This window comes from Bacillus cereus group sp. BfR-BA-01311, from assembly GCF_022664295.1.
GTDB classification, from domain to species: domain Bacteria; phylum Bacillota; class Bacilli; order Bacillales; family Bacillaceae_G; genus Bacillus_A; species Bacillus_A cereus.
Genome location: NZ_JAKUHC010000016.1, coordinates 38895 through 62448, shown reverse-complemented (window position 1 = coordinate 62448; position 23554 = coordinate 38895). Strand labels below are relative to the sequence as shown.

Below are 23554 nucleotides of genomic sequence, written 5' to 3'. Positions count from 1 at the left end.
TTCATAGGAAAATAGGTACAATATAAAGAGGAAAAGATGTAGAAGAGGAGAGTGTCATTTGAAAAAAGGAAAGATAGCGGCGGTCATTGTAGCATATACAGTGTTGCTTGCAACGTCTGTACATACGTATAAAAAACAAATTGATCATCCTATTATGAGTGATGTAGGTAAATTGCTTCCGACAAAAATAAAACGTGTTGAAAGTGCTACGGAAGAGCACTCGTTAATAAAATTAGTGCGAGATGCAAAAGTTTCAGGAGAGAAAATTTCCATTGCAGGCATGCAACATAGCCAAGGAGGACAGACATATTATCCAAATGGCACGATGCTCGATATGAAGGGATATAATAAAATATTAGAATTTGATCCAGAGAAGAAGTGGATTACAGTTCAAAGTGGTGTCACGTGGAATGATATTCAGAAGAAAATAAATCCATATGGCCTTGCGGTACAGGTCATGCAGTCTCAAAATATTTTTACTGTTGGTGGTTCATTAAGTGTAAATGTACACGGGCGTGATATTCGTCATGAGGCACTAATTGATACAGTAGATTCATTTAGATTGTTAATGGCAGATGGCACGGTACGTAATGTAAGTAGAGAAGAAAATGCAGAGTTATTTCCATATGTCATTGGGGGTTACGGTTTATTTGGAGTTATTTTAGATGTGACGCTGAAGTTAACAGATGATGAATTATATGAAATGCACACGAGAATGATAGATTATAAAGAATACGCATCTTATTTCAAAGAGAAAGTGAAAAGAGATGAGAATGTTCGTATGCACTTAGCGCGTATTTCTGTTGCTCCAAATTCATTTTTAAAAGAGATGTATGTGACAGATTATACTTTGGCACAAAATCAAAATATGAGAGAAGAGTACAGTGAATTAAAGGAAGAAAATATTATAGCGGTACCGAAATTTTTACTTGGGTTATCACGTTATAGTGATTGGGGAAAGAATACGTTTTGGGATATACAAAGAGGTTATTTTGAACGTACAGATGGAAAGTATGAGACGCGTAATAATGTTATGAGATCAGATAGTGCTTTTATGGAATATGAAAATCCAAATAGGACCGAAGTGTTACAAGAATACTTTGTGCCTATAGATGCTTTCACGGAGTATATAGATGATTTACGTAACGTATTAAATGAAGAAGAGTTTAATTTACTCAACATTACGATTCGTTACGTGGAAAAGAATGAAAATGCAGTTTTGTCCTATGCGAAAGATGATATGTTTGCGCTGGTTCTTTTGATTAACCAGGGACGCTCAGAGAGTGAGATAAAGAAAACAGAGGATGTCATTCGGAAGATGATCGATGTTACTTTAAAGCATAACGGTAGTTACTATTTGCCGTACTATTCTTATCCAACGAAAGAGCAGTTAAAGAGGGCATATCCTCGTATTGAAGAATTTCTCAAGAAAAAGAAGGAAGTAGATTCAGAAGAGAGATTTGTGAATTTATTTTATAGGGAGTATACGAAATGACATATAGAAGATTTGTGGCTTCGCAAAGTATCATCATGATGGCAGGAAGTATGGTATTTCCTTTTTATATATTATTGCTTCGAAATGTTGGAAATAGCTTCTCGCAATTTGGCTGGGCGTATGGCTTATTTGCTTTAACATCAGCACTTGTATACCCACTAGTGGGAAAGATATCTGATCAAGTAGGTGATAAAAAATTATTAATCATATACGCTTGGTCCATGGCAATCTTAATGCTTTGCTTTCCGATTGCCACGGAAGTATGGCATGTATATATTCTTCAAATTGTAATGGGAGTTTTAGGTGCTGTGCAGCGTAATACTGAGAAGACTTCGTTAGCACGAAAGGTTGCGCAGGAAAAGGCTGGTTATGAGATTGGAAAATACCATGTGTGGACATCCATTGGCGGAGCAGTAGCGGTTATTGCCACGGGATATTTAGTAGATTTCTTTACGATTGGTACAATTTTTTATATTGCATCTATTCTATATGTAGTGAGCGGGATTGTATTAAGTAGTAAAAAAATATAACTATTCCTATTTTCACCTTAATACCCTTTATTTGTTATACTAAAAGGGAATACAAAAGAAAAGGGGACAGTGCCTTTGATGAAATTTTTAGTTTTAGCTATTCTTACTTTGTTTTTGATTCCATGGACAAGAAGTAGTAGTAAGCTTCGAGCAGTGGATAAGAAGGGAGATAAGAAGGTTGTAAAGGGTAAGAAATCATCTATTTTAGTTATTCCTGTTTTATTTTGGATAGGTATTGCAATCTATGAATACTTTTGGCTAATTGATGATCGGGTAGACTCGATTCTTACTCATTATTCTGTTGCAGTAGCAATTTTAATTGGGCTTGTTTTATTTTCACAAGATCAAATAGGGAAATTAGAAGGTACATTAAAAGGACTTCTAATGTTTATTTTACTCGCAAGTTACGGCTACTTCGGTTATTTGCACGATATAGTAATCTCGCAAAAGAAATATGATTCTGTTGTTAAGATAGAGAAAGATATTTCAGAGCCATTTACTGAAAATGACCAGCCGTTTACAGTGCCGCCAAAGACAGCGGAGAATAAGATGAAAAAAGTATTTGGTGATATTCCGAAAGTAGCTTATTTTGAGCTAGGAGAATTAACGCCACAAATGGTAAACGGCGAAGCTTTATATGTAGCGCCGATTGAAGTTTCAGGATTTTTTAAAGCGCGTAAAGCTGAGACAATTCCAGGGTATGTAACGATGTCAGGTACGAATCCTGATGCGGAAGCGAAACTGCACCTCGGTTATAAAATGAAATATGTGCCAAGCATGTTTTTTGGTAATAATTTAGAGCGTGTGGTAAGGCAAGCAGAACCAAATTTAATCTTTAAAGGAAAACCTAAATTTGAGGTTGATGATAAAGGAAAACCATATTATACAATGACGTATGGTGAATTTATTTCAGGAAGATCTGGATTTGAGGTAGAAGGTGTTGTCGTAGTAGATGCACAAACAGGTGAAGTGAAAAGATATGATAAAGGAAAGGCACCTAAATTTGTTGATGGTGTATTAAATCATGAGACTGCATCTACGTTAAATACGTACTTTGGTAAATATATTCACGGATTTTGGAATACGAAATTCTCACAAACAGATATGAAAATTCCGACTGAGTGGGGAACGAAAGAAGGCGTGACCCCGATCTTTGGTAAAGATGGAACACTGTATTATTTTACAGACTTTACTTCTCCAAAGGAAGGAGTAGATTCAGCCCTAGGCTATTCATTAGTAGATGCACGCACAGGCAAGCTATATTACTATAATGGAAAAGAAGTAAAGGGGATTATGGATGGTTCAGCAGCTACAGAAGTAGTAGATAATTCCTTTAAGAGAGAGAAATGGCATGGGACAATGCCTGTCATTTATAACGTATACGGTAAACCAGCTTGGATTATTCCGGTTGTTGATGACGGAGGCCTAGTACGTGCACATACAGTTGTATATGCTGCTAATGCAAAAATATTTGCGACAGGTTCTTCGCAGAAAGAAGCGCTTGAGAATTATAAAAACGTAATGAGCGGTAATGGTGATACATTTAGACCAACCTCAACAGGAAAAGAAGCGCAAAAAGAAGGTATTGTACAACGGGTATATAAAGAAAAAACAGGTGAAAATACAATCGTGTACGTACTTTTAGAGAATGAACAAAAGGTATTTATGATACCGGTGAAGAAATTCCCATATGCTATGTTTACAGAAGTAGGAGACCCAATTCAAATTACATATTTAGATACGGGAGAGATGATGTCCTCAGTATCTAAATTTACGAATAGCAATGTGAAAAAGTAAAGCGATAGAATTTCTATCGCTTTTTTTACATTATGAAAGAGGAAAATGCGCTGTACTTGACGTATGTTTATGATGTAACTATAATTGTTACGATTCAGTTTGTATAGGAAAGGGTGAATTGAAAAAGTGAATGAAGTTAATCACGAAATATATAAACCTGTAAAGGCAAACAGGTTATGGATGATTCTTGTATTAGGAACACTTACGGCGATTGGACCATTATCTATTGATATGTATTTGCCTTCATTACCGAAGTTAACGGATGATTTGCAAACAGGTGCATCCCTCGCGCAGCTTACATTAACAGCTTGTTTGCTTGGGCTGTCAGTAGGACAATTATTTGTTGGCTCAATTAGTGATATTTACGGAAGACGCAAACCTCTTATTATTGCTCTTATTATTTATGTTGCTTCTTCTTTACTTTGTGCTGTTGCGCCATCTATTTGGACATTAGTGTTATTACGCTTCCTACAAGGAGCTTCAGGATCAGCCGGGATTGTTATATCACGTGCGATGGTACGTGATATGTATTCAGGTTCTGAAATGACGAAGTTTTTCTCACTGCTTATGTTAGTAAACGGAGCAGCACCTATTTTGGCACCGATTATTGGGGGGCAATTATTACAGTTTACAACGTGGCGCGGTGTTTTCATCGTTCTTGGAGCAATTAGCGTATTCATGTTAATATCAGCTACTTTTGTATTGCGTGAAACATTACCTCCTGAAGAAAGAGAAACGGGTGGTTTGTCAGGGACTTTGGCGACGTACGGAAAATTGTTAAAGGACCGTCTGTTTATGGGATATGCATTGTCACAAGGATTAGTAACAGCGGCAATGTTTGCATACATTTCGGGCTCACCATTTGTGTTGCAGAACATATACGGAGCATCACCACAGCAATTTAGTTTATTCTTTGCGATTAACGGCATCGGTATTATTATTGCTAGTCAGGTAACGGGTCGTTTAGCGGGGAAAGTGAATGAGAAGACATTATTTGTTGCTGGTATTATTATCGCAGCTGTTGGTGGCCTATCTTTACTACTGACAATCGTACTAGGAATAGGTTTAATCGGTGTTTTATGTTCGTTATTCCTTGTTGTATCAAGTGTCGGGGTTGTATCAACAACTGGGTTCTCATTAGCGATGAGAAATCAGAAGCAAGCTGCAGGAACAGCGTCAGCTTTATTAGGCTTATTACAGTTCATTTCAGGAGCGCTTGTCGCTCCGCTAGTAGGTATTGGTGGAAGTAATACAGCATTACCGATGGGTGTTGTTATTGCGCTTTGTGAAGTAGGAGCAGTGTTATGTTATCTATTTATGGCCAGAAGAAGTGAGAAGCAGTTTGAACTGCAGCAAAAACAAAATTTAGAGGCTTAACAAAAAAGAACTGATTCAAAGGGAATGTTTGAATCAGTTCTTTTTTCATTTCTTTGAAATACCTCATACAGTTTTTTAAGGGGATGTAGTAAAGCATTGCAAAAGTTATTTGTATAAAGTGACGATACTGTGACAAACATGTTGGTATATATATTACGATGTCGTCTTAAGTGTAAAAAGTAGGGCGTTCTCGGTATAATAACAAGTGGAGATAAAAGAAACTATAATGAGTAGTAGCTGTAGATAAAAGGAGAAGAAGAGATGAAGAAGGTTTTGGGTATTGCTGTAATGGGAAGTATGATCCTTCTAGCAGGATGTAATGGAAATAAAGATACGAAAGAACCGAAAGAAAAGGTAGAGCAATCCACTGAGCAAACAGAAGAGATGAAAGAATACCTTGCAGTACATGAAAAATACGATATGAAAATGAATAAAGAAATTAATAACGCACTGCAGCTATTTGAAGTGGCAAAGGAAAAGGGCGGTAAGGAAATAACGAATGCTACATATAAAGAAGATGTGCAAAAGGTAACAACGAGCATGTTAGAAGATATTGATCATATACGTAAAGAAATTCGTGTTCCAAAATCGAAAGAGCAAGAACATGAGGTATATGTTGGTTTCTTGAATGAATCAGAACAAGCAATGAAAAAATTACAGAAGTTAGCTAAAGAAGAAGATTCATCGTTGATTCGTGATATAGAAATTAATTTTGCAACAGCATCGACATACTATAAACGTTTTCAAGCAGAAACGAAAAAATAACCTTGCCTGTGCAAGGTTATTTTTTCTTCTTACTACGGCCTACTTCTTTATTTTATTTCTCTTTTGTATTCTTTTTTCGTTCCATCAGAGAAGACAACTTCTAAATCGAATTTTTGATAGTCTTTATCAAGTTTGAACACGTTCACTACTTGATCAATTACTTCTTGGTCAGGAGTATCTTTATCAAATTTTAATTCTTGTAGAAGTGGGCTTAATTTTGTGATAGCTTCGTCTCCTGTTAAATTTACATCTGCTTTATGATCTTCAATTTTTGCTTCCATTTTCTTATCAGCCGCTACATTTTTATAATCTGCTTCGTAGTCTTTCTTTGTATCCTGATAGTCTGTATCTAAACTAAATTCATTAAAATTAAGTTTTAAATCTGCAGGGGCCTCATTTTTTGCTTCTTCAGTCGTCTTTTTATTAGAAGTTGTGTCTTCTTTTGCAGGAGCTTTACATCCTGTTAATGCAGGTACTAGCATAAGAGCTAATAAAACTGATAGTAGAATTCTCATTATAAATTCCTCCTTATGTAAATTCGTTCTATACAAGTTTTTCCCAAAAACATGTAATTATGTATGTGTTGAAAATAAATTATTATCCTGCAGTCACAAGGACTAATCCGCAATTTAAATCAAAAACGATTTGTATGTATATGGTAAATTGAAGTTGTGAGGGAGGGGCTAAAATGCATGAAGAATATAAAGAGATAATAAAAAAATCAATTGAATATATAGAGAATCACTTACATGAGGAGCTTACAACAGAAAGAGTGGCATCCCACAGTGCAGTATCGATGTACCATTTTCATCGCATCTTTCAAAGATATGTTGGGATGAGTGTAACAGATTATATTCGAAAGAGAAGGTTAACTCATGCTGCGCAAGTTTTAGTGTCAACGGAGAGAGCTGTTATTGATATTGCAGTGCAATACGGTTTTTCCTCACAAGAGGCATTTACGAGAGCTTTTAAAAGAATGTTTCAATTGCCACCAAAGAAATATCGAAAGTACTTTCAGTCATTTTATATAGAAAGAGAGGGTGTTTCAATGCAAAAAGGTATACCGAAAGGATGGATCTTAAGTGGAAGTCATCCTGCTGAATATGAGATGGGTTTAGATTATGAAGTTGTCCATCAAGGAAAAGTATCTGCATACATAAAAGCAAAAGAGAATGTTACGCATGGAGGATTTTCAACATTAATGCAAATGTTCCGAGCGGATAAATATGTAGGGAAGAGATTACGTTTTACAGCATTTATTAAGAGTGAAAATGTAAGAGATTGGGCAGGATTGTGGATGCGAGTAGATGGAAAAGATACAGAACCGCTCGCTATGGATAATATGCAAAATCGCCCCATTAAAAATACGAATAACTGGCAATCGTACTCGGTTGTATTAGATATAAAAGAAGAAGCACTTGGTATTGCATTTGGTGTTTTATTATCAGGAGAAGGTTGTGTGTGGCTAGATAGTATTCGATTTGATGAAGTAGATGAAAAAATCCCTTCAACAGATTTGGCAGAGAACTTTTATGAAACACTTTTAGAAGATCCGGTGAATCTACAGTTTGAAGAAGTAGAAAAATAAAAACAAGGAGAAAAGATATGCTCAAATATGTAAAACTAATAAGTATTAGTTTAGTAATATCGTCTTGTATTATGGGAATTAATTATTTAGTTAGCTATCTTTGGTCAGGGCATATACCTTCTTTGACGTGGAGAACATATTTGATGTTTGTGTTTATATTTATGATGAGTTTTGGTTCAATGCAAAAAGAAGGAAAAGAGGATTATTGACAATAGTCTTTTTCGCCTTTCTTTCATTAACACAAATGGTTGTAACTGTGCCACATGAAATGCTTTCTAAAACATATCAAACAATTAGTGAATTATTTCCTGCAACATATGCAGCGAATGGCTATTATACAATAATATTTGGAGGAGTTAGTTTAGAGAGAAATATTATTTCATTATTAGTTATTGTATTGGTTACACAATCAGTAGCAGTGATGACTTTAGCTATAAAAGGAATGGTAAAGGGAAGAAGAAGCTCTGTAGTTAAAGAAGTATAAAATAAAAAGGTATCCTCGGTGGGATACCTTTTTATTAGCAATTATTATTTTGTAACTTCTGTCCACTTGTAGTTAAACTCACCACCGAAGTCAGTTGTTACAAGTCCTTTAATGAAAGAGCGTTGTAAGTAAGAACGGCCTTGTTGGTATAAAGGAGCGACAGCGCCGTCTTGTAATAGAATTTTTTCAGCTTGCTTCATTGCTTCAAAGCGTGCTTTTTCATCGCCAGCTAAATCTGTTTTCACTTTATGAATTAGCTCATCGTACTCTTTGTTAGAGTATTTATCGAAGTTATAAGCACTATCTGTTGTAAATAAATCTAAGAATGTAATTGGATCAGCGAAGTCAGGGCCCCAGCCGTCAATACCAATTTCATAGTCACCACTTAATAGTAGTTTTAGCTGTTGTTTACGTGGTTGTGGTTTTAAATTCACTGTTAATCCATCTAGGTTCTTTTCTAATTCACCTTTTAAATATTCACCAGTCTTTTTAGCTAAAGCATTGTCACTTGTTAATAGTTCGATTGTTACTTTGTCAGTACCAAGTTCTTGTTTTGCTTTTTTCCAGTTTTCTTTCGCTGTTTTCACATCATCCTTGACTAGATTTCCATTTTCTTTACGGAAGTCATTGCCTTCTGGGCTCTTTGCAAATTTCGCAGGAACCATTCCTTCAGCTGGAACAGCGCCGTTATTTAAGATTGTTTCTACGTAAGCTTTTTTATTCATTGCGCCGTTAATAGCAAGGCGTGCATGTTGATTTTTTAATGTTTCATTTTTCTGATTTAATCGTAAGAATTGAATACCGACTTCAGCGCGTTCTTTGAAGTTTGGATCGCTCTTATATTTATCAACAAACTCTGCAGTTAAAGCAACACGATCAATTTGTCCTGAATCATATAAGTTTACTTCTGTAGACTTATCTTTAACGACATTGAAGTTGATTTCTTCTAATTTTACAGTTTTAGCATCCCAATAGTTAGGATTTTTCTTCAATTGGAAGCTTTGTTCATGTTTCCAGTTATCTAATGTGAAAGCACCGTTATAAATTAAATGATTTGTTTCTAAACCATATTTATCGCCTTGAGACTTTAAGTACTCTTCATTAATTGGTAAGAATGTTGAGAATGTAGTTAAGCTTAAGAAGTAGGGAACAGGACGGTCTAGTTGTACTTCTAACGTTTTATCATCAACAGCTTTGACCCCTAGTTGATCAATTGGCAATTGTTTTTGGTTTATTTGTTTCGCATTCTTTATATCGAAGAATAAGAATGCGTATTCAGCTGCTGTATCAGGATTTACGGCACGTTGCCAAGCGAAGGCAAAGTCCTTTGCTGTAACAGGAGTACCGTTTGACCATTTTGAATCACGGAGATGGAATGTATATTTTGTTTTATCGGGACTAATGTCAACCGACTCAGCGACACCAGGAACCGGTTTATTATCTTCTCCCATTGCATATAGCCCTTCAAAAACATTACGCATTACGTTCATGGATTCCCCATCCGTTGCTTTTGCAACATCCATTGTTGGAATTTCTGAAGCGAATGATAAGTTAATTGCCTGTTTATCAGGTGCTTTATCGTTTGCTTTCGCTCCGCTTGCATTATCTTTATTTCCCCCGCAAGCAGTTAGTAATAGACTTGCCCCTAAAACAGATGCAACAACAGGTACAACTTTTTTCTTCATTGTTCGTTCCTCCCTAAATGTGTTGTTCGTAACGTCATAATGTCCGTGTCTTGAAGTAGCTATAGAAGGAGATAAAACCTATTATAAATATTTGTTTATAGGTAATCAGGTGTTCTATATGTATATACATGTCGAACTATAATCTATCGTTATATGTTTCAACGTAGTAGACATTATATTTTGATGGTGAAATATTTTATTTCTTTGATTATTTAGAATATTAACACTGAAAAGAACTATATGTCAATAATAAAAATAGATTGTTAATTTCTCAGAATAATATATTAAAAAAGCAGATTCTCATGTGTGAGAGAACCTATTTTTAATATATTTTGCTAAAAAAACAATTGGTGTGGGCTAATAATAAGTGGGGATGAAGAAACCCCCACTTATTAAAGTTTCACTTTATTTTTCAATTTTTGCCCACTTGAAGTTTAATTGACCTGCAAAGTCTACTTGCACAATTCCTTTCACATAAGAACGTTCTAAATAAGATTCGCCTTTTTGGTAAAGAGGAGCGATAACAGAGTCTTTAAATAATATTTTCTCGGATGCTAGTAATGCTTCCCAGCGAGCTTTTTCATCACCAGCTAAAGTTGTTTTCACTTTTGCTATTGTTTCATCGAATTCCTTATTAGAGTAATGATCTAAGTTATAAGGGTTATTCGTTGTAAATAGCTCAAGGAATGTAATTGGATCCGCAAAGTCAGGGCTCCAGCCATCAATTCCGATTTCGTAGTCACCTTTTAATAAAAGCGAAACTTGTTGCTTACGCGGCTGAGGTTTTATATTTACTGTTAATCCATCTAGATTCTTTTCTAGTTGTCCTTTTAAGAATTCACCAGTTTTCTTATCAAGGTCAGCATCACTCGTTAATAATTCTAATGTTATCTTTTCAGAACCAAGCTCTTGTTTAGCTTTTTTCCATAACTCTTGTGCAGATTTTGTATCAACTTTTGTTAAATCGCCGTTTGCAGTACGGAAGTCTTTTCCTTCAGGTCCTTTTGCAAAGTTTTTTGGAACGAGACCAAATGTTGGTGTAGAGCCATCATTTAATAACGTATTTACAAAGGATTTTCTATCAATTGTTTGATCAATTGCTTGGCGTGCAGAAACGTTTTGAAGTACTTTGTTTTGTTGATTCATACGTAAAAATTGTACGCCTACGTTTGGACGTTCTTTAAAGTTAGCATCCTTTTTATATTTATCGACGAAGTCAGATGTTAGTTTTATACGATCTAATTGTTTTGACTCGAATAAATTTACTTCTGTTGATTTTTCTTTTACGACATTAAAATTGATTTCTTCTAGTTTGACAGTATCTTTATCCCAATAGGTAGGGTTCTTCTTAAATTTAAAGCTTTGTTCGTGCTTCCAATCGCTTAGTGTAAAAGCTCCATTGTACAAGATTGTATTATCTTCTAAAGCGTATTTATCACCTTGTACTTTAAAGAATTCCTCATTAATTGGTAGAAATGTTGGGAACGCTGTTAAGCTAATAAAATAAGGAACAGGACGCTCTAATTCTACCTCAAACGTATGGTCATCAACTGCTTTTACACCAAGTTGGTCGGCTGGAAGTTCTTTGTTGTTAATTTTTGTTGCGTTTTTAATATCAAAGAATAAAAATGCATATTCAGAGGCTGTTGCTGGATCTACGGCACGTTGCCAAGCGAACACAAAATCTTTAGCTGTAACAGGAGTGCCGTTTGACCATTTTGAATCTCGCAAATGGAATGTGTATTTCGTTTTATCGCCACTTACTTCATGAGATTTTGCAACACCAGGAACAGGTTTGTTACCTTCACCAAGATTATACAAACCTTCAAATACGTTTCTCATTACTTGACCAGAATCAGTATCTGTAGCACGAGCCGTATCCATTGTTCGTATTTCAGTAGGTGAAGATAAGTTTAAAACCTGTTTACTAGGTGCCTCGTCTTTTGCATTTGCTCCGCTTGCTTCGTTTTTATAACTACCGCAACCAGTTAATAAAATACTTACTCCTACAACTGATGCAATACCGGGTACAAACTTCTTTTTCATTTGATTTTCCTCCTAAATAATTAAGTTTGGATGATGATGAGGGAAATGAAAAATAAAAAATCCCTCTTTTCATATTGAGAAAGAGGGATTTTTACGTACAAGTTATGCACCCGTATATAAACGAAGTCCCTCATTCTATCTTTCAAGCATAAAGCTTGCAGGAAGTGGCACAGTATTCAAAATGAACCTGTTGCCGAGGTTTCAAAGGGCCAGTCCCTCCACCTCTCTTGATACAATGAGTAAACGAATAAATTTTATTAATTTTTGTGTTTCTTTGATAATTCAAAATCTTACACCTTGAATAATGAAGTGTCAACTAAATGAAATATAGTTTAAATTTTCAGTTTTCTTAAATGAAAAAACCACTGCATATGGCAGTGGTTTTTCTACTAGAAGTTAAAGTTATCTGGATCTGGACCAACGCGACGATCTTCATTTAAAGCTTGAATTGCTTTCATATCATCAGCACTTAATTCAAAGTCGAAGATGTTTGCATTTTCAATAATGCGATGTTCTTTAATTGATTTGGGAATTGTTACAACTTCGTTTTGTAAATCCCAACGTAAAATAATTTGCGCAGTTGATTTATTATATTTTGTCGCAATTTCTTGTAACGTTGGATTATCTAGTAGTTGTCCTTGCATTAATGGTGACCAAGCTTCAAGCTGGATATTATGTTCTTTACAGAATGCATGTAACTCTTCTTGTGCTAAACGTGGGTGGTATTCCACTTGGTTGACCATTGGCTTAATTTCAGCAATTTCAAATACGTCTTGTAAGTGGTGAATGTGGAAATTACTCACACCGATAGCGCGAACACGGCCATCTTTATAAAGTGTTTCTAATGCTTTCCATGATTCAGTATATTTCCCTTTTACAGGCCAATGTACTAAATATAAATCTAAATATTCTAGACCTAATTTCTCTAATGTAGTTTCAAATGCTTGAAGCGTTGTTTCATATCCTTGATCGCTATTCCATACTTTTGAGGTAATAAATAATTCTTCACGTGAAACACCGGATTCACGAATCGCTTGCCCAACGCCTTCTTCATTTTGATAGATTGCTGCAGTATCGATGCTGCGGTAGCCATTTTTAATTGCTGCTTTTACAGAATCAATTACTTCTGAACCATCTTCTACTTTAAAAACACCTAAACCAAACCAAGGCATTTTTACACCGTTATGTAATGTTGTATAGTCTTTTAAACTTGTTAAAATCATATTATTTCCCCCTAGCTTTTTTGTTTGTTGCTTCTACTGCTTTTTGAATTGCCTCTGAAAAATTATATTCGTATAAAGTTTTGAGACCTTCAGCTGTGGAACCACCTGGCGTTGTTACTTGTTCGCGAAGGTTAGCTGGATTTTGCGTTTGTTCAAGCATAGAAGCAGAGCCAGAAATCATTTGAATGACAAGATGTTTTGCGGTTTCTTCATCAACTCCATAACTTTTTGTTGCTTCAATTAAGCTTTCAGCAAAGTAATAAAGGAAGGCTGGTGCACTTCCAGTAACTGCAGTAAGCTGATGAACTTCTTCCTCATTACAAAGTTGCGAAGTACCAATACCTTTTAAAAGTAGTTGCAGGGTTTCTTGATGTATCTCGTTTACTGATTGTCCCATTGTATATAAGGAGATAGACTTTCCAATTTCAGCAGCTGTATTAGGCATAATCCAAGCAACAGGCGTGCCTTTTGGGAGTCTAGCTTCTAAATAAGATGGTCCAATGCCAGCTGCTACTGTTACGACTAGTTGATTTGATATTAACGGAGATAGCTCAGCTAATAACTCTTCATGAGCCGAAGGTGGCATTGCTAAAACAACCGTATCAACAGATGTAACATGCTGTTTCCAATCTGTTGTAGTAGACACATTATATTGATGTTGTAACTGTTTTAGCTTTTCTATGTTGCTTCGGTTAGAGACGATAATTTCTTCGATGTACTCTTTGCTTGTTTTAAGTAATCCGGAAAATATAGCTTCTGCCATACGACCGGCACCAATAAATAAAATTCGATGTTTAGTTAGCATATCCTTTATTCCTTTCTAGTAGAGATATGTTATAAAAACGATATCATCTTTAAGAGAATTTTGTAAAAAGAAAAGACTTATCGTAGATGGAATGGATAATGAGAAGGAGGAAATTCATGCTAATATTAGCTATTATTAATCTCTTTATATGTGTAGCTGGTTTGCTAGAGTGGAAGAGCAATTATAAGGGGCAAGAACATACAAATAATTATATCTAGAAAATAATTAGAATTAAAAAACCCCTGAAGTACATATGCTTCAGGGGTTTACTAATAGAATATAAGATTATGCTTTTGTCATACCAAGTAATACAGCGCCGCCAATAATTAAAACACTACCTAGTGCAATAAAGATCAATTGACGTTTTGTTTTCTTTTCACCTAAGAATACAATCGCACCGAATGTTGAGATAACGATTCCAGTTTGAGATAATGGGAAGCTTGTTGCTACTCCAACACGTGGTAATGAAAGAAGTAAGAATAAGTTTCCAGTTCCCCATAGTAAACCAGACAAAGCATTACGGATTGCATATTTGTTAAATGGTTTATGTTTAGACGTCAGTACAACCGCACCAACAAACATACCAACTGCTTGTGGTAAAATAGCAGACCAACCATCGATATTATACCAACGAATAATAATTACATATACAAGATAGCCGAAAGTAGAAACAATTAAAGTAAGAAGTCCTTTTTTCAATTGTCCAGGTGGCTGAGCATTTTCTTTATCATCTAATGATGTGAATACAACACCAACTACGATTAATAGGATTGCAATCGTTCCCAGAATGATCGTTGTAGTAGTAGTCCACTCACGGAAAGCGATAACCCCAAAGATAGAAGTTGCAACAAGTTGCATACCAGTAGAAATCGTTACAGTAGTTGAAACACCTAGTTTTTCAACTGTTTTTAATTGGTTTACTTGTCCTAAAGCCCAGAATAAACCTGAAATAAAACCAACAATTAAGATTGTCATTGTTAAAGCTGGTTGAGTAAATACATACATAATTGTTGCGAAGAATAGAGCACCGATTGTCATACCTACCGTTTGGCTATATGCACCACCGCCCATTTTTACGCTTACTAATAAGATGTTTCCCCATGCAATTGCAGGAAGAAGCGCTAATAAAATGTCCATTACAAGACTCCCTTCGGTTTGCTATACCAATATAGTTACATATCGTTCTAACGATCGGTAATGCCCCACTAATAGAGTAGAAGATTACCGATCGCTAAAACAGGATGAAGAATTCACGATATAAATGCGTTTTCATTTCTTCATTTTTTGAAACACCTCCATATAATAACAGGAAATTGCCTATTTTAGAAAGTGAATTCAAATAAAATGTATATTTTAATAAGAGGTAAAATTCAGTTATTTCCCGATGGTATATTTTATTTCCTAAGAAATAAAGAAGCAGCTTCGAAAAAAGCTGCTTTAAGAGTTAGTAATTCTTTTATTAATAAGTTGAATACATAGTAGAAATACGAGTGACATACCGATAGTAATAACTACAAGTGTCCATGCGAGTTGCATATTACTTGCATCAATAGCCATGTAAATTGCGGTTGGGATTGTCTGTGTTTTACCAGGAATGTTCCCGGCAAACATAAGTGTAGCACCAAATTCACCGAGCGCGCGGACAAAGCTCAAAATCATCCCGCTTAGTAAGGCAGGAAATGCGAGCGGAAGTGTAACGTGCAGAAAAACTTGATATTCACTTGCGCCAAGGTCACGAGCACTTTCTTCAATTTGTACATTTGCGATAGAAAATCCCGTTTTCGCTGATTGGTACATAAGCGGAAATGCAACAACTGTAGAAGCAATGATCGCAGCAGTAGATGTGAACATAATAGACTGCTGAAATAATGATTCAACCCACTTTCCGATCGGGCTGTTGTTTCCAAAGATGATAATGAGAAAGAAGCCGATAACAGTTGGTGGAAGTACCATTGGTAATAAAAATATGGTTTCTAATAGTACTTTATATCGCCATGAGGAGCGAGCTAGTGCTCGCCCGACAATTGTCCCTAAAATTGTAACGAGAATAGTGGCGCATGCAGCTACTCTTAAAGATAGAAAGACAGGCAATAAAATAGCATCAATGCTCATAGTAATTACGACAGGACTGTAAATCCATATTTTTTAAAGATAGATTGTGCATCTTTTGACTGCAAATACTCATAAAATGAAGTCGCCTCTTTCTTATGTTTAGATTCCTTTATAACACCTAAAGGATAGTGGATTGGCTCATGAGAAGTAGCTGCTGCTGTCTCACCAATCTTTACTTTATCCGAAATGAGAGCATCTGTTTTGTATACGATACCAGCATCGACATTCCCTGTTTCTACATATGTTAACACTTGGCGAACATCTTTTGTAAATATGACTTTATTTTGAACATCATTCCAAAGGTTTTCGTGTGTTAGAGAAGCCTTTGCATATTTGCCAGCAGGTACAGATTCAGGTGTACCAAGTGCAATTTTTTTTATTTTTTCATCTTTTAAATCTTGAATTTTTGTAAGAGAACTATCTTTTGGGACAACTAGAACGAGTTCGTTTTCAAGGAGATTTTTCCCCTCTTTTTCATTAATGAATCCTTTTTTTACAAGGGTTTGGAATTTATCTTCTGCTGCTGAGAAGAATAAATCAGCAGGTGCACCTTGTTCAATTTGTTGTTGAAGTGCTCCAGAAGCACCGAAGTTAAAAGAAAGTTTGATATTTGGCTCTTTTTCTTTATATTGTTTTTCGATTTCTTTTAATGCATCTTGTAAGCTTGCAGCAGCTGAGATAGTCAGTTCAACTGTTTTATCCTCTTTAGCAGCTGACTTTGTATGCTTTTCCCCACTTGTACAAGCAGCGCTAAATATAAGGAGGAAAGAAAGTATAAGTGCCCCGATGGAACGTAATATAAATTTATTCATAAAAAAATCCCCTTTCATTTTGACACATCTAATTATAACTAAATATAACTAAATATAACTAGTTATAATTGAATATAATTTGAACATATGTCTATTTTTAAAAAATAGGAGAAATATTCTTTTCTTTGTTACAATGAAAGGAGAAAGTGAGGAATCGTCTATGGATCATCATTCCTACACAACGGAAGAAGTAGCAAAGCGATTAAAAGTATCAAAATTAACTGTATACGACTTAATTAAAAAAGGAGAACTTCCTTCTTATAGAGTTGGTAGACAGATGCGCATTGATGCAGCAGATTTAGATCAATATATAAAGCAAATGAAAACAGGGAAAGTACAAGTTAATCCTGTAAAAAACGATGGTAGTAGTATCTTGAACACGTGTATTATTAGTGGTCAAGAACTAACGTTAGATATGTTAGCTAAACGTATAGAAAATCGTTTGCCAAGTTCTAATGTTTTAAGAGCGTATCAAGGTAGCTTAACGAGTTTAGTGAAAATGTATCAAGGAGAAGGAAGTATCGTTAGTTTGCATTTGTTTGATGGTGAAACGGGTACATATAATATTCCTTACGTAAAACGTATTTTAGTAGGACAGCCATGTCTTATGATTAATTTATTGTCCAGAAATGTAGGGTTTTATGTTCAAAAAGGAAATCCGAAGAAAATAAAGACATGGGCTGACATATCCGGGTCCACTATAAAGTTTGTGAATCGAGAAAAGGGTTCTGGTATTAGAGTGTTAGTGGATGAACAATTACGAATCCGAAAATTAAATAAAGCTGATATTAGTGGATATGAATGGGAAGAATCGAATCATCTTGGTGTTGCCACGCAAGTTGCAAATGGAAAAGCTGATGTAGGAGTAGGTTCAGAAAAGTTTTCGCAAATTGTAAATGTGGACTTTATTCCAATCATGAAAGAACAGTATGATTTAGTAATTTTGAAGAATAAAGAAAATGAAGAGCTGATTGAAGTTGTGAAAGACATTCTGCAATCGGAAGAATTTCATAATGAATTAAATGCGATTGGCGGATATGATATTACGAAAACAGGTCAAATTGTATATGAAATAAAGTGAAACTTTAATCAGTGTGGGGGTTCTTCATCCCCCACTGATTATTAGCCTTCACCAATCGGACTTTTATGGGCAGCCCGACCCCCACCTAACTTCTTTGCTTTCGCTGAATTTTGAGGAGGGGGTCTTACTGCCCATTAAAGCGGGACAAACTAAAAAGCTGCTTGTCTATAAGACGAGCAGCTTTTTCTATATATAAAGGGGTTTGGGGAAACAAAGTGTTAAATAAGACCTTGAGCAAGTGTATAAATGAAAGCCGTAAGAAGAGTAGCTCCACTTGCAAGTCCGATAAAGTCTGATTTGTTGAAAGTAATGTTGTTCATTATAATCTCTCCTTATTTGTTTAATGTAGTTGCAACAGCTTTTGCATCGACAAGTGCGGATAGCACCATGCCCATTGTATTTAAAAATTTATTTGATTTCATATTGTTCATCATGCGTATCCGCTCCTTTTCGAATAGTTGTTGCCCTGCTTATGTCTTAATTATAGGGAATATGGATACTTCCAACTATCGAATTAGCTTACGAAAGACTTACACTTTTGTAAGAAAAAAAGACATTCATGTAAGAATGTCTTTCACAGCATATTGATATGATGATGGTCTTCAATTGTTTTTAAAAAACTACGCATTGAATTCGTCATATAGCTATCTTTACGGCGTATGAAAACCGTTGAAATACTGCCGTATTTTTCAGGGATTGCATGACAATGTACCTTACCTGCTTTAGAAAGATGATGGACAGCAGACTGTGGTACGAGTGTAATTCCGAGACCGAGTGCAACACTGTTTAATATTGTCTCTAATATATTGAATTCCATAATTCTTTTTGGTAGCAAACCTTCGTCTTTAAGCCAACGTTCTAGTTTGGAGCGGTATCCACATCCTTGGTTAAAAACGAGTAGAGGCGTTGTTGTAAATTCTTCTATATGAAAGGCTTTATTTTGTGTTATAAGCATTAATTTCTCTGTACTAACATCGTATTGTTCGATTAGTGGATGTTTAATAGGACCTGATATAAAGGCGCCATCTAATTGATGATCAAGTACTTCTCTAATTAATTCTTCTGTTAGACCCGCTTGTAATGATAAATCGACATTCGGATAGCTTTTATAGTAAGAAGATAAAATGGTAGGCAGTGTACTTACTGTTTCGACTGTACCGATTTTTAATATACCAGAAGGTGTTTCGCTATCTAAAAATACTTGTTTTAGTTCGTCGACATCTTGCAAAATTTTACTAACATAAACGAGCATTTTTCTTCCTTCAGCTGTTAAAGTCATTCCTCGTTTATGGCGGTAAAAGAGTGGGGTTTTTAATTCGTTTTCTAGTTGTTTAATACGTGCAGTTACATTTGATTGTACATAATTTAATTCCTTTGCTGCGCTACTTACACTACCCTGATCGGCAACGCTTTTAAAGATTTGTAAGTCTCTTAATTCCATTTTGTAATCCCCCTTGATGTTAACTATCATTATAAATGATAGTTAACATCATTTTGAATCATTTTACGTGATATATTTTTTCTTTTACAATTCTCTTTGTGCAAATAGAAAGAAACGGGGGATTGCGGTGAGAAGAGGTCAAATGATAATAGGGGCTTTGGCGTGTTTAATTGCGAGTATGTCATGGGGAGCGATGTTTCCAGTTGCTGATCATGCGCTAGAATACATAGATCCATTTTATTTTTCGCTTATTCGCTATGGAGCAGTGGCGATAATGCTGATTGTATTGTTGTTAGTGAAAGAAGGAAAACAGGCATTTTGTTTAGAGGGAAGAGGAAAGTTACTCGTCTTTTTTGGAACGATGGCATTTACAGTATATAATGTCCTCATATTTTTAGGGCAAATGTTAATGGGTAAGTCGGGTGTAATGGTAGCTTCCATTATGGAAGCACTTATGCCGATGATTTCTATTTGTATTTTATGGGGATATAAGCATATAAAACCGAAGAAGTATATGATAACGAGTATGGTTATTGCTTTTGTAGGAGCTGTGTTTGTTATTACAAAAGGTGACATGAGTTTCTTTGTAACATTGAAAGATAATATGTTCCCATTAGCATTTATATTTATTGGTGTTGTAGGGTGGGTTATTTATACGATGGGTGGTCAAACTTGTAGTGATTGGTCAACATTACGTTATTCTACGTTGACGTGTGTATTCGGTACGACTGTTACAGCGATTATAACGGTAATTATTACGTCGCTTGGATATATTTCAGTTCCAAGTATGGGAACGATTTCTATTGTGAAATATGATTTGTTATTCATGATGACATTGCCAGGTATTGTAGCGCTACTTGCTTGGAACTATGGTGTGAAAATTTTATCATCCATTAATGGGATTTTATTTATTAATTTTGTACCAATTACGACTTTAGCTATTATGATGATGCAAGGGTATCAAATCACAATGTTTGATATTATAGGGACTGTACTTGTTATTGCAGCGCTTATTCGCAATAACGTTTGCCAGAGAAAAGAAGAAAATATAAATAAGAGAGTTTTACAAGAAGAACAATTACGTCAAGCTGTTTAATAGGCAAATGGAGGATTTCACATGTTAGAAAGTTTATTGTTTTTCTTCGCCGTCGGAGTTGCCTGTGAGCTTGCAGCAATTAATCGAAATGGTCGTAAAAAGATAAAACAACAAGCTGAGCTGATACAGCTTTTAAAAGAATTGAAAGAAAGAAAAAATTAAAAAGACGACCGGGCATAGACGGTCGTCTTTTTCTATATAAAGGGGAAAGGGGACACAAAGTTATACAAGCGTAGCAGCGTAAATGAAAGCAGTAAGAAGAAGAGAGCCGCTAGCTAATCCTAAAAAATCTAATTTGTTAAAAGTAATGTTATTCATAATACATTCTCCTTACTTGTTTAATGCAGAAGCAACAGCTTTTGCATCGAAAAGAGCCGATAATACCATGCCCATTGTATTTAAGAAAGTGTTCGTTTTCATTTTGTTCATCATATTGATCCACTCCTTTTCGAATAATTGTTGCCCTGTTTCTGACTTAATTGTATGAAATATAGTAAGAAGTAACTATCGAATTAGCTTACAAGAAAATTACACTTTTGTAAGAATTGAAATTTAACAATTCAGCCTTAATTTTATTACCAACTCCTAAAACTTAGTGTTATAATTATTATAAGAATATGATTATACTTCGGATGTTTAGAAAGGAACGAAATAAATGTATAAACCAATTACATTTTTGTTGAAATATATATTTAAAACAGCTGGGAAAGTAGAAGTACAAGGAAGAGAAAAGCTACCAGAAGGTGGACCCTATGTTGTTGCATGTACACATACAAGTTTTATGGATGTATTAATGTTAGCTACAGGGATGTATCCAACTCAAATTCATTACATGGCCAAAAAAGAATTATTTGAAGGGAAATTCAAAAATTGGTTCTTTAAAAATGTAAATGCATTCCCTGTAGATCGTGCGAATCCAGGACCAAGTACACTTAAAATTCCATCACGTTTATTAAAAGAAGGAAAGGTAGTAGGGATTTTTCCGAGTGGAACAAGATCAGCGGAAGATGTTTCATTAAAAGCGGGTGCTGTGACAATTGCGATGCGTTCCAATGTTCCGTTAGTACCAGCAGCTTATGTTGGTCCATCAAGTGTAAAAGAATTAATAAATGGGAAAAAGGCACAATTGATTTTTGGAGATCCAATTCAAATTGAGGCTGGAGAACAAATAGATCGAAAAACCGCTATGAAAATGATGACGGATCAATTAAATGAGAAGTTTGAGGAGTTAAAAGAAGCTTTGCAATCAAATCAAAAATAAGGAAAGACGACCGGGCATAGACGGTCGTCTTTTCTATTACTATTTATAATAAAGGGGAAAGGGGACACAAAGTTATACAAGCGTAGCGGCGTAAATAAAAGCAGTAAGAAGAATCGAGCCACTAGCTAGTCCTAAAAAATCTAATTTGTTAAAAGTGATGTTATTCATAATACATTCTCCTTACTTGTTTAATGTAGAAGCAACAGCTTTTGCGTCGATAAGAGCGGAAAATACCATGCCCATTGTATGTAAGAAATTGTTCGTTTTTATTTTGTTCATCATATTAATCCGCTCCTTTTCGAATAGTTGTTACCTTGTTTCTGACTTAATTGTATGAAATGTTGCGGAAAGTCACTATCGAATTAGCTTACAGAAAAATTACACTTTTGTAAGAGAAACGAATGAAGGTGTAATGATAAGAAGATTTGACATATGTTCATGAGATTCATTAAGTTAAAGGTAGAGGTGAGTGTATGGCTAATATTAAAGATATTGCAAAGATGGCGGGAGTTTCAGTTACGACTGTTTCGAGAGTGTTGAATGATCACCCATATGTAAGTGAAGAAAAAAGAAAAGCGGTTATAGAGATAGTTGAGAAATTGAATTACTCGCAAAACGCAAATGCTGTTCATTTATCAAAAGGAAAAACGAATATTGTTGGTGTGATTTTACCGTATATTAATCATCCGTGTTTTGATGCGATGGTGAGCGGAATGATGGAGACTGCGTTAGCGCATAATTACAGGGTGCTACTTTGCCAAACGAATTATAATAAAAAAGAAGAAATGAAAAGTTTACATATGTTAAAAACAAAACAATTGGATGGTCTTATTATTTGTTCACGTGCAAATGATTGGGAAACGATAGAACCGTATGCTTCTTACGGCGCAATAATTGCTTGTGAAGACAATGATATTTCAAACATCTCAAGTGTATATACGAATCATTCAGCGGCCTTTCAATTAGGAATGGATTATTTGATTGAGAAAGGTTATAAAAAAATTGGTTATTGTACGGGAAGAAAATTAGGGCCGAGTAGTCAAAAGCGTTTTGATGTTTATAAACAGCAATTGCAATCTATAGACGAAGAGGTTAATGAAGAATGGATTTTTACAGAATGTTTTACACTAGAAGATGGTGTAAAAGTGGCTCATAAGTTAAAAGAGATGCAGGATCTTCCTGAAGCATTAATAGTAGCAGGTGATGAAGTTGCGATTGGGGTTATGACAGAGGTTGAAAAATTAGGGATTCAAGTTCCTGAGGATTTAGCGATTATTGGCTTTGATAATCAACCTATCTCGCAAGTGTTACAATTGACAACTATTGATCAAAATTTAAAGGAGATAGGGAAAACTGCTTTTGAAATGTTGCATAGAAAAGTGAATGACGAGAGTTCTGAACAAGAAAAGCTGGAAATTCCATACGAACTTGTGGAACGCTCTACAGTTTAATCGTAATCCGTTATGTGTATAATCGCATAACGGATTATTTTTTTGAAATATCTTTGACAGGAAACGCGTTTCATACTTTATAAAGGAGTTAAACCGGTCTGTAATAATCCATGGATTCTTTTCAAGTGTTAATGCAGTGAATAGAATTTGGAGGAATATGCATGAATGAACTTTTATCGAGTATGAAAAAGTATGTAGATGATGATGAAAAGATTCTGGCTTTTGTGGTAGGGATATTTGAGAAGGATAATTTTATATTATCGTATCAACATGGGGTTTTTGTTGCCACTACTAGACGTCTCCTTTTTTACGGGAAATTTCCGTACTATTCTTCAACATTTAAAGAGTATTCATATTTGTATATAGATAGCATAGATTTTCATCCGTATTTTGAATTTACTTGTAGTCATGAAACCATTCGCGCTAAGTATATTCAGAAAGGGAATGTGGAGCGATTTGTCCGTGCAGTTAGAGCAAATATGAATAATTAATCAACCCTCTGTTT

26 protein-coding genes and 1 riboswitch are annotated in these 23554 nt (G+C 35.1%); of the genes, 14 read left to right on the top strand and 12 right to left on the bottom strand.

Features of this window, described 5'->3' with window-relative positions; translation table 11 throughout:
- Window positions 1–58: 58 nt before the first annotated feature.
- From MR136_RS24625 to MR136_RS24605, 5 genes are all read left to right on the top strand, one after another.
- A complete protein-coding gene (locus MR136_RS24625) occupies window positions 59–1495 on the top strand; it encodes an FAD-binding protein (RefSeq protein WP_224200789.1) in 1437 nt (478 codons plus the stop codon).
- Window positions 1492–2025 (top strand): MFS transporter, encoded by a 534-nt coding sequence (locus MR136_RS24620; protein ID WP_029441435.1) that lies wholly within the window; start codon window positions 1492–1494, stop codon window positions 2023–2025. Before MR136_RS24625 ends, MR136_RS24620 begins: the two co-directional genes overlap by 4 nt.
- Window positions 2026–2103: 78 nt before the next feature.
- On the top strand, window positions 2104–3822 hold the full coding sequence (locus MR136_RS24615) for a DUF3981 domain-containing protein (protein ID WP_017674450.1): 1719 nt from the start codon (window positions 2104–2106) through the stop codon (window positions 3820–3822).
- Window positions 3823–3939: 117 nt separating this feature from the next.
- Window positions 3940–5199: a multidrug effflux MFS transporter gene (locus MR136_RS24610; RefSeq protein ID WP_224200803.1), complete on the top strand. Its 1260-nt coding sequence runs from the start codon at window positions 3940–3942 to the stop codon at window positions 5197–5199.
- 261 nt (window positions 5200–5460) lie between these two features.
- On the top strand, window positions 5461–5964 hold the full coding sequence (locus MR136_RS24605) for a hypothetical protein (protein ID WP_000756526.1): 504 nt from the start codon (window positions 5461–5463) through the stop codon (window positions 5962–5964).
- 47 nt (window positions 5965–6011) lie between these two features.
- Here the strand turns inward: MR136_RS24605 and MR136_RS24600 are convergent, their stop codons facing one another.
- Entirely contained in the window at window positions 6012–6479 is a 468-nt protein-coding gene (locus MR136_RS24600) for a YusW family protein (RefSeq protein WP_061456698.1), read from the bottom strand.
- A 173-nt stretch (window positions 6480–6652) separates the two neighbouring features.
- Between MR136_RS24600 and MR136_RS24595 the strand changes: the two genes are divergently transcribed.
- From MR136_RS24595 to MR136_RS24585, 3 genes are read left to right on the top strand one after another with little or no spacing between them, the layout of a single operon-like run.
- A complete protein-coding gene (locus tag MR136_RS24595; RefSeq protein ID WP_000544202.1) occupies window positions 6653–7552 on the top strand; it encodes a helix-turn-helix transcriptional regulator in 900 nt (299 codons plus the stop codon).
- Between the two features lie 17 nt (window positions 7553–7569).
- Window positions 7570–7761 (top strand): hypothetical protein, encoded by a 192-nt coding sequence (locus MR136_RS24590; RefSeq protein ID WP_000922547.1) that lies wholly within the window; start codon window positions 7570–7572, stop codon window positions 7759–7761.
- Window positions 7758–8036: a hypothetical protein gene (locus MR136_RS24585; protein WP_000156944.1), complete on the top strand. Its 279-nt coding sequence runs from the start codon at window positions 7758–7760 to the stop codon at window positions 8034–8036. Before MR136_RS24590 ends, MR136_RS24585 begins: the two co-directional genes overlap by 4 nt.
- A gap of 44 nt (window positions 8037–8080) precedes the next feature.
- Here the strand turns inward: MR136_RS24585 and MR136_RS24580 are convergent, their stop codons facing one another.
- The 7 genes from MR136_RS24580 to modA all read right to left on the bottom strand — a co-directional run bounded on the left by MR136_RS24580 (window position 8081) and on the right by modA (window position 16719).
- Entirely contained in the window at window positions 8081–9721 is a 1641-nt protein-coding gene (locus MR136_RS24580; protein ID WP_000731086.1) for a peptide ABC transporter substrate-binding protein, read from the bottom strand.
- Between the two features lie 405 nt (window positions 9722–10126).
- On the bottom strand, window positions 10127–11767 hold the full coding sequence (locus tag MR136_RS24575) for a peptide ABC transporter substrate-binding protein (RefSeq protein WP_000726482.1): 1641 nt from the start codon (window positions 11765–11767) through the stop codon (window positions 10127–10129).
- A 132-nt stretch (window positions 11768–11899) separates the two neighbouring features.
- Window positions 11900–12004: riboswitch (SAM riboswitch) on the bottom strand.
- 152 nt (window positions 12005–12156) lie between these two features.
- Complete coding sequence (locus tag MR136_RS24570; RefSeq protein WP_000604203.1) at window positions 12157–12990, bottom strand: aldo/keto reductase; 834 nt, start codon at window positions 12988–12990, stop codon at window positions 12157–12159.
- Between the two features lies 1 nt (window position 12991).
- Window positions 12992–13795, bottom strand: coding sequence for a pyrroline-5-carboxylate reductase (gene proC / locus MR136_RS24565; protein WP_017674453.1), 804 nt, complete (start codon window positions 13793–13795; stop codon window positions 12992–12994).
- Between the two features lie 285 nt (window positions 13796–14080).
- Window positions 14081–14932, bottom strand: a complete 852-nt coding sequence (locus tag MR136_RS24560) for a GRP family sugar transporter (protein WP_000353544.1) — start codon at window positions 14930–14932, stop codon at window positions 14081–14083.
- 300 nt (window positions 14933–15232) lie between these two features.
- Window positions 15233–15907 (bottom strand): molybdate ABC transporter permease subunit, encoded by a 675-nt coding sequence (gene modB / locus MR136_RS24555; protein WP_017674454.1) that lies wholly within the window; start codon window positions 15905–15907, stop codon window positions 15233–15235.
- A 5-nt stretch (window positions 15908–15912) separates the two neighbouring features.
- On the bottom strand, window positions 15913–16719 hold the full coding sequence (gene modA, locus MR136_RS24550; RefSeq protein ID WP_078420870.1) for a molybdate ABC transporter substrate-binding protein: 807 nt from the start codon (window positions 16717–16719) through the stop codon (window positions 15913–15915).
- A gap of 160 nt (window positions 16720–16879) precedes the next feature.
- Between modA and MR136_RS24545 the strand changes: the two genes are divergently transcribed.
- Window positions 16880–17800, top strand: coding sequence for a substrate-binding domain-containing protein (locus MR136_RS24545; RefSeq protein ID WP_002180310.1), 921 nt, complete (start codon window positions 16880–16882; stop codon window positions 17798–17800).
- A 218-nt stretch (window positions 17801–18018) separates the two neighbouring features.
- Here the strand turns inward: MR136_RS24545 and MR136_RS24540 are convergent, their stop codons facing one another.
- Both MR136_RS24540 and MR136_RS24535 read right to left on the bottom strand, forming a co-directional pair.
- Window positions 18019–18120, bottom strand: a complete 102-nt coding sequence (locus MR136_RS24540) for a DUF3948 family protein (RefSeq protein WP_001060017.1) — start codon at window positions 18118–18120, stop codon at window positions 18019–18021.
- A gap of 254 nt (window positions 18121–18374) precedes the next feature.
- The gene (locus MR136_RS24535) at window positions 18375–19241 is read right to left on the bottom strand and encodes a LysR family transcriptional regulator (RefSeq protein ID WP_000423031.1); all 867 of its coding nucleotides are present in this window, start codon (window positions 19239–19241) and stop codon (window positions 18375–18377) included.
- A gap of 127 nt (window positions 19242–19368) precedes the next feature.
- Here MR136_RS24535 and MR136_RS24530 point away from each other — a divergent pair, with 127 nt between their 5' ends.
- Together MR136_RS24530 and MR136_RS24525 are read left to right on the top strand one after the other, a co-directional pair.
- On the top strand, window positions 19369–20337 hold the full coding sequence (locus MR136_RS24530) for a DMT family transporter (RefSeq protein ID WP_002180311.1): 969 nt from the start codon (window positions 19369–19371) through the stop codon (window positions 20335–20337).
- 21 nt (window positions 20338–20358) lie between these two features.
- Window positions 20359–20499, top strand: coding sequence for a YrzO family protein (locus tag MR136_RS24525; RefSeq protein WP_000894065.1), 141 nt, complete (start codon window positions 20359–20361; stop codon window positions 20497–20499).
- A gap of 60 nt (window positions 20500–20559) precedes the next feature.
- Here MR136_RS24525 and MR136_RS24520 read toward each other — a convergent pair whose 3' ends face one another.
- Window positions 20560–20655 (bottom strand): DUF3948 family protein, encoded by a 96-nt coding sequence (locus MR136_RS24520; RefSeq protein ID WP_001060007.1) that lies wholly within the window; start codon window positions 20653–20655, stop codon window positions 20560–20562.
- 337 nt (window positions 20656–20992) lie between these two features.
- Between MR136_RS24520 and MR136_RS24515 the strand changes: the two genes are divergently transcribed.
- Window positions 20993–21598, top strand: a complete 606-nt coding sequence (locus tag MR136_RS24515) for a lysophospholipid acyltransferase family protein (RefSeq protein ID WP_017674456.1) — start codon at window positions 20993–20995, stop codon at window positions 21596–21598.
- Window positions 21599–21670: 72 nt separating this feature from the next.
- Here MR136_RS24515 and MR136_RS24510 read toward each other — a convergent pair whose 3' ends face one another.
- Window positions 21671–21766 (bottom strand): DUF3948 family protein, encoded by a 96-nt coding sequence (locus tag MR136_RS24510; protein WP_001059999.1) that lies wholly within the window; start codon window positions 21764–21766, stop codon window positions 21671–21673.
- A 305-nt stretch (window positions 21767–22071) separates the two neighbouring features.
- Between MR136_RS24510 and MR136_RS24505 the strand changes: the two genes are divergently transcribed.
- Both MR136_RS24505 and MR136_RS24500 read left to right on the top strand, forming a co-directional pair.
- A complete protein-coding gene (locus MR136_RS24505; protein WP_001273903.1) occupies window positions 22072–23049 on the top strand; it encodes a LacI family DNA-binding transcriptional regulator in 978 nt (325 codons plus the stop codon).
- A 161-nt stretch (window positions 23050–23210) separates the two neighbouring features.
- Entirely contained in the window at window positions 23211–23540 is a 330-nt protein-coding gene (locus tag MR136_RS24500; RefSeq protein ID WP_001004246.1) for a PH domain-containing protein, read from the top strand.
- Window positions 23541–23554 lie beyond the last annotated feature (14 nt).